We start from the raw sequence: 12,067 nt of genomic DNA, 5'->3' as shown, positions 1-12,067 counted from the left end.
CACGAGGCGCGAGGATGAGGGCATGCCCGCTTCCGTCTTCCTCGCCGGTCCCGCCTCCTGGAACCGCATGGTCCTCCTCGACCGACTCCCCGAGCCCGTGCCGCACATGCAGTTCGCGCAGGCGAGCTGGGAGACGGTCGGCGGCACGAGTGCGGGCAAGGCGCTGAGCCTGACGGCGCTCGGCCGATCCGTCGTGCTGCATGCCGTCGCCGGGGAGGACGAGGAGGGGCTGCGGGTGCGTGCGGCACTGGAGGCGGCCGGGGTGGTCGCGCAGTGGACGGACGGAACCACGGAGCGGCACCTCAACCTCATGACGGCGCAGGGCGACCGGGTGTCGCTGTACCTCTCCACGCCGACGGAGACGTCAGGCACGGACGACGCCGCGCACGCCGCCGAGATGGCCGCAACCGACGCCGTCGTGCTCGATCTGGCCGCCGAGCCGCGGCGGCTGCTCCCGCTCGCGGCGGCCAGCGGCACGCCGCTCTGGGTCGACGTGCACGACTATGACGGCGTCGACGGGTACCACCGGCCCTTCCTGGCGGCGGCCGCGGCGGTCTTCTGCAACGCGGACCGGCTGGCCGCGCCGGTGGAGTTCCTCCGCGCCGTCGTCGCGGAGGGAGCGGCGTTCGCCGTGTGCACGCTCGGCGCGGAGGGAGCGGTCGCGGTCGGAGCGGACGGCGCCGAGCTGCGGGTGCCCGCGCTGCCGACCACCGTCGTCGACACCAATGGCGCGGGCGACGCGTTCCTGGCCGGAGTCCTCGACGCGCGGCTGGCGGGGGCGGACCTGGCGTCGGCGCTCTCGGCGGGTGCGCGCTCGGCGACCGGAGTGCTGACCACCCGGCACCTGCATCCGCTGCTCGACCCGATCCTCGGTGATCCGCGGGCGGCCTAGGGAGCGACCTGCTCCAGGAAGCCGCCGACGACCTCGGTGACCTCGGCGTGCATCTCCTCGTCGTCGATGGTCGGGGTACCGTCACCGGACTGGGGGCCGTAGTCGCCGAAGGAGGCGTGGGAGGCGCCGTCGATCTCGACGAACTCGGCGTCCGCGGGGAGCTCGGAGCGGGCGTCCGCGATCTTCTCGGGTGTGGAGAGGCCGTCCTCACTGCCGGAGACGCTGAGCACCGGGAGGTCGGTTCCGGCGAGGTCGGTCGCGCAGTAGGAGGCGAAGAGGACGAGGGCATCGGCGTCCGTCGCGAGCTGGCAGGCGCGCACCCCGCCGAGGGAGTGACCGCCCACGGCCCAGGTGTCCACGTCGGGCGCGGCACTCGTGAACGAGCCGAGGCCGCGGGGATCGAAGAAGGCGAGGTTGAGCCAGGGCCGCGTGATCACGACCGTGGTGCCCTCCTCCGCGATCCCTTGGAGGATCGAGGCGTAGGCCCACGGGTCGACCTTCGCCCCCGGGATGAAGACGAGTCCGCGGTCGGACGAGCCGTCCGCAGGCTCCAGGACGATCCCCTCCTCGGCATCGGTCACCGTGATCGCGGGGTTCTCCCGGACGGCGGCGAGCGGTTCGGGCTCCGCGGCCATGACGCCGACCTGGCTCCACACGAGGATCCCGCCGACGGCGAGCACGAGGACGATCGCCACACTCCACAGGACTCGTCTCAGGACGCGGCGTCGGGGCTTCTGCTGCACAACAGCAACGCTACTCCCGTCCGGACGCCGCGTCCGCTCAGCCGGCGAGTGCCGCCTGGCGGAGTGCCACGGCGTCGCGGACGGCGGCGAAGAGCGGGTGCTCCGGATCGAGCCCCGTGGTGCGGACGGTGAAGCCTGCGGGGTCTTCGGAGCGGAGCAGCGTCTGCAGCTCGACCGCCTGCTCGTCGCCAGGGTCGTCGAACTCCAGCGCGGCGGCGACGGCCGCCACGAGCGCGTCCGTCGACAGCCCGTGCTCGGCGGCCATCGCCGCGGGACCGATGAAGCGCTCGTGCCGGGAGATCTTCCGCAGCGGTTGCCGGCCGACGCGCTGCACGGTGTCCACGAGCGCGGGATTGCGGAACCGCTCGAGGATGGTCGCGCGGTACTGCGCGAGCTCCGTGGGGTCGAGACCGTGTTCGACGACCAGCACCGCCGAGGTCTCCTCCAGGGCGGCGGAGACCTGCGCGGCGATCGCCTCGTCCGCGAGGGCGTCCGAGATCCGCTCGATGCCCGCCCGTGCACCGAAGTACGCGGTGGCGGCATGACCGGTGTTCACCGTGAAGAGCTTGCGCTCGATGTACGGAGCGAGGTCGTCGACGAAGTGGGCGCCGGGGATGCGCGGCGGGGTGTCGCCGAACGGCCGGGCCTCGATCGCCCACTCGAAGTACGGCTCCACCGTGACGTCGATGCCGCCGCCCTCCGGCTGCGCGGGCACGATCCGGTCGACGGCGGTGTTCGCGAACACGGCGCGGCCGAGCAGCGTATCGGCGTCCGGCCCCGCCGCGGCGACGATCTCCTGCCGCAGTTGATCGGTGGCGCCGATGGCGTTCTCGCAGGCCATCACCTGCAGCGGCGCGGCTTCGGGGGAGCGCAGCGCGAGTCCGGCGACGATCGACGGGGCGACGAACCGCAGCACGGTGGGGCCCACGGCGGTCGTGACGACGTCGGCCGTCGCCACCTCCTCCGCGACCACGGCGGGGTCCGTGCGGCTGTTCACCGCACGGAACCCGGAGACGACGTGGTCGGTCCCTCCGGGGCCGGCTTCGTGCACGGTGTACGAATCCGCCCGGTCGATCGCCTCCACGAGCGCGTCCGCGACGTCGCTGAACACGACCTCGTAACCGCCCTCGTGCAGGAGCAGGCCGACGAAACCGCGCCCGATGTTGCCCGCCCCGAAGTGGACCGCCTTCATCCCTCGTTCACCTCCGAGAGGAGAGCGAACAGCTCGTCCGGCGTCGCCGCCGCTTCCAGCCGGGCGACGTCGTCCTCCTCGGAGAAGAGGATCGCGATGCGCGACAGGATGTCGAGGTGCTCGTCGCCGACGCCGGCGATGCCGATCACGAACCGCGCCTGCTCGCCGTCCCAGTCGACGCCGCCGTCGTAGCGGACGACGGAGAGGGCGGAGGCGAGGATGGCGTCCTTCGCCTCGTTCGTGCCGTGCGGGATGGCCAGGCCGTTGCCCATGTACGTCGACACCGTCTCCTCGCGCTGGCGCATCGCGTCGACGTACGCCGGGGTCACCGCACCGGCGGCGACGAGGATGTCCGTCGCCTCCTGGAGGGCGTCGTCGCGCGACGCGCCTCCCGGGTGGATGCGGACCTGCTCGGCAGTGAGAACGCTCATTCTTCGTCCTTTCGCTGTTCCTTGACCATCTCGACGACCTCGTCGTACTTCGGCGAGTTCATGAAGTTGTCCACCGACACGTGCAGGGAGTCCGGCGACTTCGCCGTGGCCCGGTCGGTGAGCTGCTGCTGCGTGATGACCACGTCGGCGGCGCCGTCGAGGTTGGCGATCGCGGCGTTCGTGACGGTGACGCCCTCGATGCCGGCCTTCTTCAGCTTGTTGCGGAGCACGCTGGCACCCATGGCGGACGAGCCCATGCCGGCGTCGCACGCGAACACGATGGTCTCGATCGGGGCCGCCGCGACGGCGGTGGTGGCGGGAGCCGGCGTGGTCTCCGGAGCCGTCGTCGCGGTCGAGGTGCGCAGGGCGTCCATCGCCGCGGACGACTTGCCCTTGTTCGCCTCGGTCTGTGCGATGGCCGCCCCGAACGCGTCGCCCTCGGCGGCGAGGTCGCGCTTGCGCGAGGCCCGCAGGATGACGCCGGTGATGAGGAACGTCACGGTCGCCGCGATGATGACCGAGAGGTAGACGACGAGGAGGTTGGCGACGCCTGGCCCGATGGCCGCGGCGGTCACGGCGATGATGCTGCCCGGGGCCGCCGGGAAGGCGAGCCCGCCGCCGAGGACCATGTTGGTGGTCACACCGGCCGCTCCACCCGCGATGAGCGCGAGGATCGTGGTCGGCTTGCTGAGCGCGTACGGGAAGTAGATCTCGTGGATGCCGCCGAAGAACTGGATGATGGCGGCACCGGGAGCGGAGGCCTTCGCCGCGCCGACCCCGAAGAAGGTGAAGGCGAGCAGCAGACCGAGGCCGGGGCCGGGGTTCGCCTCGATGAGGAAGAGGATCGACTTGCCCGTCTCCGCGGCCTGCTCGATCCCCAGCGGGGTGAACACGCCGTGGTTGATGGCGTTGTTGAGGAACAGCACCTTGGCCGGCTCGACGATGATCGACACGAGCGGCAGCAGGTTGAGCGAGACGAGCCAGTCGACGGCCGCCCCCAGCGCGGCGCTGATGCCGAGCATGACCGGGCCGAAGGCGAAGAACCCGACGATGGCGAGGATCATGCCGAGGATGCCGGCGGAGAAGTTGTTGACGAGCATCTCGAAGCCGGGGCGGATCTTGCCGTCCCACAGCTTGTCGACCTGCTTCATGATCCACGCGGCGATCGGGCCCATGATCATGGCGCCGAGGAACATCGGGATGTTCGTCCCGACGATCACGCCGACGGTCGCGATCGTGGCGACCACGCCGCCGCGCTCGCCGTAGACCATGCGTCCGGCCGTGTTCGCGATCAGGAGGGGCAGCAGGTAGGTGACCATGGGGCCGACCAGGCCCACGTAGGCCAGGATGTTGCCGTCCGCGCCCTCGGCGACCGCGGTCATCGCGCCCTGCCAGCCGAGGACGGCGGAGTCGCCGCCGCCGCCGATGATCTCGGCGACGCCGGCCCAGTGCCAGCCGAACGGGCTCTCGGCCCCGAAGAAACCCTTCGGGATGAAGAGCATCGTGATGAAGCCCCAGGCGATGAAGGCCGCGATGTTCGGCATGATCATGCCGGAGAGGAACGTGCCGAAACGCTGCACGCCCACGCGGAGGCCACCGGGGGCGGTGGCGGCGGGTGACGTCGTCGTCATGATGTGGTCTCTTTCTGATGAGGGGGGAGTGCCGCGGCGAGGGTCGCCGCAGCGGTGCGGGCGGAGGGGGCGTCGTCCGCGCCGAGCGCGGCTTCCGCGAGACGGAGGGCATCGTCGCGAGTCCGGGCGGCGAGCGCCTGGCGGACGTCGGCGAGGGCGGACGGTGCCATGGACAGGCTCGTCGCACCGAGGCCCACGAGGACGACGGCGAGCAGCGGATCGGCCGCGGCCTCGCCGCAGATGCCGACGGGCTTGCCGAGACGGGCACCGGCCGCACCGACCTCGCGCACCAGGCGCAGCACCGCGGGGTGCCAGGGATCCTGGAACGACGCGACGGAACCGAGCAGCCGGTCCGCGGCCATCGTGTACTGCGTGAGGTCGTTGGTGCCGATGGATGCGAAGTCGGCGTGCGCGAGCACCCGGTCGGCGAGCAAGGCGCTGGAGGGCACCTCGACCATGACGCCGGCTGTCTTCAGCCCGTACTCGCGGGCGAGACCGGTGAAGTACACGGTCTCCTCGACGGTGGCCACCATGGGTGCCATGACCCACAGGTCGGCGTCGGTCGCGGCGTCGGCCTCGGCCAGCGCGGTCAGCTGCTCGCGGAGGATGTCCTCGCTCGCGCGGAGCGCCCGCAGGCCGCGCAATCCCAGGGCCGGGTTCTCCTCGTGTGCGTCGTTGAGGAAGGCCAGCGGCTTGTCGGCCCCCGCGTCGAGCATCCGCACGACGACCTTCTTGCCGGGGAAGGCCTCCAGGAGCTCGCGGTAGGCGTCCCGCTGCTGGGCGACCGTCGGCGCCTGCGACGCGGAGAGGAACAGGAACTCCGTCCGGAACAGGCCGACGCCCTCGGCCCCCCGCGCGACCGCGTCGGCGGCGTCGGCGGGCTTCCCCAGGTTCGCGAGCAGCGCGACCGGCGTGCCGTCGGCGAGGGCGCCGGGGGTGAGCGGGGCGTCGTCGGCGGCGCGGCGGGCGGCGGCGCGCTCGGCGGCGCGGGCGCGCTCGTCATCGGTCGGCTCACGGGTGATGACTCCCGCGGCCGCGTCGACGATCACGGTCTCCCCGGTCGTCAGGGCGTGCCCGTCGCCGACGCCGACCACGGCCACGATGCCCTTCTCCCTGGCGAGGATCGCCGTGTGGGAGGTCGGGCCGCCGTCGGTGGTGACGAGGGCGAGCACCTGGTCGAGGTTCAGCAGTGCGGTGTCGGCGGGCGCGAGGTCACGCGCCACGAGGACGAACGGGTGCCCAGGGTCGGGCACGCCGGGGGCCTCCACGCCGCGCAGCCGGGCGAGCACCCGCTGCGCGATGTCGTCGAGATCGGCGGCGCGCTCACCGAGGTAGCCGCCGACGGCTTCGAGCGTGGCCCGGAAACCCGCGAAGGCGTCGTGCACGGCCCACTCCGCGGTGGCGCCGGCGTCGATCCTGCTGTCGACCTCGTCCTGCAGGGTGGGGTCCTCGGCGATCATCGCCTGCGCCTCGAGCACCTCCTGCGCCGCACCACCGGCGGCCTCGCCGCGCTGGGTCAGCTCCTGCGCCACGACGGCGACGGCCTCGCGGACCCGCGCACGCTCGGTGTCCGCCCCCGCGGTGCTCGGCGTGTTCTCGGGCGCGGGCAGCGCCTCAGTCATGCGGACGACCGGTCCCTGCGCGACGCCGAGACCGATGCCCACCCCTCGCAGCGCGCTCATCCGGCGGCGTCCTGGTCGTGGTCGGTGGTCAGCAGCTCGGTGAGCGTGTCCAGGACCCCCTCTGCGCCGTCGCCGTCGGCCGTGAGCGTCACGTAGTCGCCGTGCTCGATGGCCAGGGCGATCACCCCGAGGATGCTCGCGGCGTTGACCGGCTTGCCGGAGTCCTTGGCGATCGTGACCGCGAGGCCGGAGTCCTTCGCGGCCTGCGCGAAGATCTTGGCGGGCCGGGCGTGCAGTCCATGCGAGGAGCCGATGCGTACGGTGCGGGTGGCGGTCATGGTGTTCCTTTCGGGGCCCCGCCGGCAGCGGCGAGGGTCGACTGGGCGAGGAGAAGCGTGCGGCCGCCGTCGCGATCGGCGAACACGTCATCCGGCAAGACCGCGACGGGCGCGCGGGTCAGGTCGCGGATGGCGCCGAGGCGCTCGCGGAGGTGTGGGCCCACGAGGACGAGGTCGTGCCCTCCGAGGGAGACGGTGCTCTCGACGCCGGCGTCCGCGTCCCAGTCCAGTCCCGCCGCGGCGGCGGCGGTGCGCAGGCGCTGGGCGACGAACGTGCTCGACGCCCCGGCGCCGCAGACCACGAGAATCCTCATCGATGTCACCTTCCTGAGAACAGTCTGGGAAACCAGGCCGCGGTGGCACCAACACGTTCTCTTCCGCCCCTGCGGAACCCTGCTCGCCGCGCCCCTGTCGCCGGAGGCTGTCATCATGGAGAGCAGTCGGACAGTGCCGTCAGCACGGGAACTCGGAGGGATCATGTCGCGCCAGCGTCAGGACCAGCTCCTCGCCGCCCTGCTGCGCGAGGAGGGCTGGGCGACCGCGGGCACGCTGGCCGACCTCCTCGGCGTGACGCCCCGCAGCATCCGTTCCTACGTCGCGGCCCTGAACGCCCGCACGCCCGGCGCCGCGGTCGTCGAGTCCGGCCCGGCGGGCTATCGGGCGGGCCCCGGTGCCCGCGGTGCGCTCCGGGTGCGGCAGGGCGGCGACTCCGCGCCCCGCGAACGGCTGCACGCCCTGGTCCGGCTGCTGCTGGACGCGGAGGAGGGGATCGACGTCTTCGACACCGCGGACGCCCTGCATGTGAGCGAAGCGACGCTGGAGGCGGACCTCGTGCGGGTGCGCGGCCTCCTCGACGGCACCGACCTGACGCTCGAACGCGCACGGGAGCGGGTGCGGCTCCGCGGAGACGAGGCCGCCCAGCGCCGGCTGCTCAGCCGTCTCGCCCACGACGAGATGGACGACGCCTCCTTCCACCCCGAGATCTTCCGGCGGGCCCTCTCCGGCACGGCGGTGGATGCGCGGGCGGTGGGACCCTTCAAGTCCGCCCTGGTGGGAGAGCTCGGCGAGCTCGGCTACTACGTCAACGAACTCGCGATCGCCGACGTGCTGCTGCACATCGCGATCGCCGCCGAGCGGGTGGCCGCCGGGCGCGCCCTCGACGCGCCGCCGGTGGGAGCCCGACCGGAGATCCCGCGGGTGGGCGCGGTGATCGCCCGCCTCGCGGCCGAGCACTTCACTGTGGTCCTGGGCGAGGGCGACAGCGGTCACCTCGCCTCCCTGGTCCTCACCCGGATCGTCGCCCCCGGTGGCGAGGCGGCGCAGGAGCTCGCCCGCAGCGGCGTCGCCCCGGACGTGGAGGCGGCGGTCCGCGCGGAGATCGCGCGGGCCGCGGAGGACTACCGCGTCGACCTCGTCGACGAGACCTTCGTGCTCCGTCTCGCGCTGCACGTGCAGAACCTCCTGCGCCGCGCCGAGGAGAGCGCCCTCACCCGCAATCCGCTGACCCGCTCGCTGAAGACGACCTACCCGATGATCTTCGAGGTCGCGGTGTCGATCGCGAGCGGTCTGCACGACCGGCTCGGCACGCCCATCCACGACGACGAGATCGCCTACATCGCCATGCACGTCGGGGGCCGGCTGGAACGGAGCCGCAAGGCGGAGTCCATCCTCACCGCGACCATCGTCTGCCCCGGCTACTACGAGCTCCACGAACTCCTGCGCTCGAGCGTGGACCGTTCGCTGGGCTCCGCGATCGAGGTCACCAGCGTCGTCACGAACGTCGACCCGGACTGGGCGTCGTTCGACACCGACCTGGTGCTGAGCACGATCGAGCCCGGGGCCTCGGGCGACCGGTTCGTGCGCATCCAGCCGTTCCTCACCGACGCGGACGTCGACCGCATCCAGCAGGCCGCCGGGCGCCTGCGCCGGGGGCGGCGGCTGGCCCGGCTCCGAGAGGAGCTCGCGCGCTACTTCCACCCCGACGCCTTCGTGCATCCTCTTCCGGACGAAGGGGAGGAGGCCATCATCCGGCGGCTCGGCGCGCCGCTCGTGCGGGCCGGCCTGATCGGCGACGACTACGTGGAGAACACGATCGTCCGGGAGCGCATGTCCTCCACGGCATTCACCGACGCGCTGGCCGTGCCGCACGCGCTGCAGATGACCGCGGCCCGCACGGCGATCGCGCTCGGCGTGGCGGAGGGGTCGGCGGCCTGGGGCGAGGGACGCGTGCAGGTCGTCGCGCTGGCCGCCTTCAGTGAGAGCGACCGCGCCGCCTTCCAGACCGTGTTCGAGCAGCTCGTGGAGGTGTTCAGCGAGCGCGAGAGCGTGCAGCGGATCGTCCGGCGCAGCGCGACCTTCGAAGGCTTCCTCGACGAGCTCGTCGCCGTGATCGACGGCTGAGGCTCAGGCGTCGGGGGCCAGCACCAGGGCGAGCTGGTCGAGGACGCTCTCCGATGCCGGGCCGGCCGGCGTCTCCAGCGTCACGGCGTCTCCGGGGGCGAGGGCCAGGTCCATCACCGCGAGGACGCTGCGCAGATCCACCGCCGCACCGTCCGCGGTGCGCAGCGTGACCGGGAGCTCGTGCGCCTGCGCGAGGCGCACGAGCTCCGCGACCGGTCGTGCGTGCACGCCGTTGTGGGCGCTGACGACGACGTGGCGGACGGGCATGGTCAGGAGCGCTCGTCCAGGAGGATCCGGACGCCCGCCTCCAGCTCGGCGACGGCCGCTGCGGCCGCCTCGGCGGAATCACCCGTGGCGTCGATGTACACCTTGAGCTTCGGCTCCGTGCCGCTCGGCCGGACGATCACCCGCGAGCCGTCCGAGAGCCGGTACCGCAGCACGTCTCCGGAGGGCTGCCCCGGAGCGCTCTGCAGCAGGTCCTCGGCCGACGCGATCGAACGCCCTGCGATCTGCGTGGGCGGAAGCGAGCGCAGCGACAGCATCACCGTGCCGATGAGCGACAGATCCGCCACCCGGACCGACACCTGCGCGCTCGCGAAGTGCCCGTACGTGTCGCCCACCTCGCGGACGAGGTCGGCGAGGGTGAGCCCGCGCTCCTGGGCCTCGGCGGCCAGGCCGAGCACGGCGACCGCGGCGGAGATGCCGTCCTTGTCGCGCACGGTCTCGGGGTTGACGAGGTAGCCCAGGGCCTCCTCGAAGCCGAAGACGATGCCAGGGGCCCGGGAGATCCACTTGAACCCGGTGAGCGTCTCGTGGAAGTCCAGCCCGTGCTGCGCGGCGATGGCGCCGAGCCCGGGGGAGGAGACGAGCGAGCAGGCGAGCGAGGCGCCCGGGGTGCCGTCCGCGGCGCGCGCGGCGCGGGCACCGAGCAGCAGGCCGACCTCGTTGCCCGTGAGACGGCGCCAGCCGTCCGCGGAGGTCTCGTCCGGGATGGCCACGGCGAGGCGGTCGGCGTCCGGATCGTTCGCGAGGATGAAGTCCGCCTTCGCCCTCCTGGCCCTGGCGAACGCGAGATCCATGGCCCCCGGCTCCTCCGGGTTCGGGAAGGAGACCGTGCGGAACGTCGCGTCCGGATGCAGCTGCTCGTCGACCACGATCGGTCGCGGGTAGCCGGCGGCATCGAGGATGCGGGCGACCGTCTCCCAGCCGACGCCGTGCATCGCGGTGTAGACCCAGCGCAGGCGGCGGGCCCCCGCGGGCGCCGGGGCGACGGCGGCGGTGGCGGCGACGTAGGCCTGGACGAGATCCTCGCCCGCGGTCTCGTAGGCGGTGGACCGCGGCAGAGCCCGCACGTCGCCGCTGTTCGCGGCCCGCTGGATGTGGGCGGCGATCTCGGCGTCGGCGGGAGCGACGATCTGCGAGCCGGCATCCGCGCCGCCGAGGTACACCTTGTAGCCGTTGTCGTCCGGCGGGTTGTGGCTCGCGGTCACCATCACGCCGGCATCGGCGCCGAGGTGCCGCACGGCGAAGGCCAGTACGGGCGTCGGCAGCAGGCGGGGGAGCAGGATCGCGCGCAGGCCGGCCCCGGCGAACAGCTCCGCGGAGTCCTGGGCGAACACCCGGGAGTTCCGGCGTCCGTCGTAGCCGATCACGACCGTCGGCGTCGCCCCGGCGGCCCGCTCGCGCAGGTACGCCGCGAAGCCCGCCGCGGCCTGGGAGACGAGCACCCGGTTCATCCGGTTGCTCCCGGCCCCGAGGGCGCCGCGCAGTCCCGCCGTCCCGAACGCGAGACGGCTGCCGAAGCGGTCGTCGAGCTCCGCCAGAGCGGCCTCGTCCCCGGAGGCGGCCCGGGTGACGATGCCGGCGAGCTCGTCGCGGGTCTGCGGATCCGGGTCCTGGCGGAGCCAGGCGCGGGCCTGGGCGAGCCGCTCCTCGCTCACAGGGCCTCGACCACCCGGGCCAGCAGGGCGGAGATCACCGGCTCCGCCTCGCGTCCGGCTTCGATGACCTCGGCGTGGCTGAGCGGCGTCTGCTGGATGCCGGCGGCGAGGTTCGTGATGAGCGAGAACCCGAGGATCTCCATGCCGGCCTCGCGCGCGGCGATCGCCTCGAGCGCGGTGGACATGCCGACGATGTGCCCGCCGATGTGCTTCGCCATCTGCACCTCGGCCGGTGTCTCGTAGTGCGGGCCGCGGAACTGCGTGTAGACGCCCTCGTCGAGCGTGGGGTCGACCGTGCGGGCGATGTCGCGCAGGCGCTTCGCGTACAGGTCGGTGAGGTCGATGAACGTCGCGCCCTCGAGCGGGGAGTCGGCGGTGAGGTTGATGTGGTCGCTGATGAGCACGGGCTGACCGGGCTTCCACGTCTCGCGGATGCCGCCGGCGCCGTTGGTGAGGACCATGATCTTCGCCCCGGTCGCCGCGGCGGTGCGGACGCTGTGCACGACCCGGCGCACGCCGTGGTTCTCGTAGTAGTGCGTGCGGGCGCCGATGACGAGGACGTTCTTCCCGCCCGGCGTCCGGATGCTGCGCAGGGTGCCGACGTGGCCCTCCAGAGCGGGCTTCGAGAATCCGGTGACCTCGGTCGCGGGGATGGTCGCGACGGTCTCGCCGATGAGGTCGGCCGCCTTGCCCCAGCCGCTGCCGAGCGTGAGGGCGATGTCGTGCTTCTCGACGCCGGTCAGCCGCGCGATGTCGGCGGCGGCTTCGGCTGCGACCTCGAACGGGTTCGCAGCGGGGTCGTCGAGGGGGTTGCTGTGGGTTTCAGGCATGGATCCACTCTAGGAAGTGGCAGGCTCCGGTGCCAGGATTGCGGAAGA

12 protein-coding genes are annotated in these 12,067 nt (G+C 72.8%); 2 read left to right on the top strand and 10 right to left on the bottom strand.

What is annotated here, in order from left to right; genetic code table 11:
* The first annotated feature begins 22 nt into the window (after window positions 1-22).
* Entirely contained in the window at window positions 23-892 is an 870-nt protein-coding gene (locus AB0300_RS00535) for a PfkB family carbohydrate kinase (protein WP_366215269.1), read from the top strand.
* On the opposite strand, the gene AB0300_RS00530 is transcribed toward AB0300_RS00535, so the two are convergent.
* The 7 genes from AB0300_RS00530 to AB0300_RS00500 form a co-directional block, all read right to left on the bottom strand.
* Entirely contained in the window at window positions 889-1,587 is a 699-nt protein-coding gene (locus AB0300_RS00530) for an alpha/beta hydrolase (RefSeq protein ID WP_366215268.1), read from the bottom strand. The genes AB0300_RS00535 and AB0300_RS00530 overlap by 4 nt on opposite strands.
* 85 nt (window positions 1,588-1,672) lie before the next feature.
* Window positions 1,673-2,827 carry a mannitol-1-phosphate 5-dehydrogenase gene (locus tag AB0300_RS00525; RefSeq protein ID WP_249521362.1) on the bottom strand — a complete coding sequence of 385 codons (1,155 nt, stop codon included), beginning with the start codon at window positions 2,825-2,827 and terminating at the stop codon, window positions 1,673-1,675.
* Window positions 2,824-3,258: a PTS sugar transporter subunit IIA gene (locus tag AB0300_RS00520; RefSeq protein WP_025105671.1), complete on the bottom strand. Its 435-nt coding sequence runs from the start codon at window positions 3,256-3,258 to the stop codon at window positions 2,824-2,826. The genes AB0300_RS00525 and AB0300_RS00520 overlap by 4 nt, the downstream gene beginning before the upstream one ends.
* A complete protein-coding gene (locus tag AB0300_RS00515) occupies window positions 3,255-4,889 on the bottom strand; it encodes a PTS mannitol transporter subunit IICB (protein WP_025105672.1) in 1,635 nt (544 codons plus the stop codon). Before AB0300_RS00515 ends, AB0300_RS00520 begins: the two co-directional genes overlap by 4 nt.
* Window positions 4,886-6,571 carry a phosphoenolpyruvate--protein phosphotransferase gene (gene ptsP, locus AB0300_RS00510; protein ID WP_082758338.1) on the bottom strand — a complete coding sequence of 562 codons (1,686 nt, stop codon included), beginning with the start codon at window positions 6,569-6,571 and terminating at the stop codon, window positions 4,886-4,888. The genes AB0300_RS00515 and ptsP overlap by 4 nt, the downstream gene beginning before the upstream one ends.
* Window positions 6,568-6,849, bottom strand: a complete 282-nt coding sequence (locus AB0300_RS00505; protein WP_062636567.1) for an HPr family phosphocarrier protein — start codon at window positions 6,847-6,849, stop codon at window positions 6,568-6,570. The genes ptsP and AB0300_RS00505 overlap by 4 nt, the downstream gene beginning before the upstream one ends.
* Window positions 6,846-7,163: a PTS sugar transporter subunit IIB gene (locus AB0300_RS00500; RefSeq protein WP_025105675.1), complete on the bottom strand. Its 318-nt coding sequence runs from the start codon at window positions 7,161-7,163 to the stop codon at window positions 6,846-6,848. Before AB0300_RS00500 ends, AB0300_RS00505 begins: the two co-directional genes overlap by 4 nt.
* A gap of 163 nt (window positions 7,164-7,326) precedes the next feature.
* Here AB0300_RS00500 and AB0300_RS00495 point away from each other — a divergent pair, with 163 nt between their 5' ends.
* Complete coding sequence (locus tag AB0300_RS00495; RefSeq protein WP_062764717.1) at window positions 7,327-9,249, top strand: PRD domain-containing protein; 1,923 nt, start codon at window positions 7,327-7,329, stop codon at window positions 9,247-9,249.
* 3 nt (window positions 9,250-9,252) lie between these two features.
* On the opposite strand, the gene AB0300_RS00490 is transcribed toward AB0300_RS00495, so the two are convergent.
* The 3 genes from AB0300_RS00490 to AB0300_RS00480 are packed head-to-tail and all read right to left on the bottom strand — an operon-like array spanning window position 9,253 to window position 12,019.
* Complete coding sequence (locus AB0300_RS00490) at window positions 9,253-9,516, bottom strand: HPr family phosphocarrier protein (protein WP_062636571.1); 264 nt, start codon at window positions 9,514-9,516, stop codon at window positions 9,253-9,255.
* A gap of 2 nt (window positions 9,517-9,518) precedes the next feature.
* On the bottom strand, window positions 9,519-11,189 hold the full coding sequence (locus AB0300_RS00485; RefSeq protein ID WP_366215267.1) for a phospho-sugar mutase: 1,671 nt from the start codon (window positions 11,187-11,189) through the stop codon (window positions 9,519-9,521).
* Window positions 11,186-12,019 carry a purine-nucleoside phosphorylase gene (locus AB0300_RS00480; protein ID WP_025105679.1) on the bottom strand — a complete coding sequence of 278 codons (834 nt, stop codon included), beginning with the start codon at window positions 12,017-12,019 and terminating at the stop codon, window positions 11,186-11,188. Before AB0300_RS00480 ends, AB0300_RS00485 begins: the two co-directional genes overlap by 4 nt.
* Window positions 12,020-12,067 lie beyond the last annotated feature (48 nt).

The sequence above is a fragment of the Microbacterium sp. NPDC078814 genome (genome assembly GCF_040702645.1).
Classification (GTDB): domain Bacteria; phylum Actinomycetota; class Actinomycetes; order Actinomycetales; family Microbacteriaceae; genus Microbacterium.
Note: the sequence above shows the minus strand (reverse complement) of the source record. Positions and strands in the feature narration are given on the sequence as shown.

Excerpts from the sequence above, each read along its gene's own strand:
- AB0300_RS00535 (WP_366215269.1), top strand. The coding sequence starts at position 23 with ATGCCCGCTTCCGTCTTCCTCGCCGGTCCCGCCTCCTGGAACCGCATG.
- AB0300_RS00525 (WP_249521362.1), bottom strand. The coding sequence starts at position 2,827 with ATGAAGGCGGTCCACTTCGGGGCGGGCAACATCGGGCGCGGTTTCGTC.
- AB0300_RS00520 (WP_025105671.1), bottom strand. The coding sequence starts at position 3,258 with ATGAGCGTTCTCACTGCCGAGCAGGTCCGCATCCACCCGGGAGGCGCG.
- AB0300_RS00515 (WP_025105672.1), bottom strand. The coding sequence starts at position 4,889 with ATGACGACGACGTCACCCGCCGCCACCGCCCCCGGTGGCCTCCGCGTG.
- ptsP (WP_082758338.1), bottom strand. The coding sequence starts at position 6,571 with ATGAGCGCGCTGCGAGGGGTGGGCATCGGTCTCGGCGTCGCGCAGGGA.
- AB0300_RS00505 (WP_062636567.1), bottom strand. The coding sequence starts at position 6,849 with ATGACCGCCACCCGCACCGTACGCATCGGCTCCTCGCATGGACTGCAC.
- AB0300_RS00500 (WP_025105675.1), bottom strand. The coding sequence starts at position 7,163 with ATGAGGATTCTCGTGGTCTGCGGCGCCGGGGCGTCGAGCACGTTCGTC.
- AB0300_RS00495 (WP_062764717.1), top strand. The coding sequence starts at position 7,327 with ATGTCGCGCCAGCGTCAGGACCAGCTCCTCGCCGCCCTGCTGCGCGAG.
- AB0300_RS00490 (WP_062636571.1), bottom strand. The coding sequence starts at position 9,516 with ATGCCCGTCCGCCACGTCGTCGTCAGCGCCCACAACGGCGTGCACGCA.
- AB0300_RS00480 (WP_025105679.1), bottom strand. The coding sequence starts at position 12,019 with ATGCCTGAAACCCACAGCAACCCCCTCGACGACCCCGCTGCGAACCCG.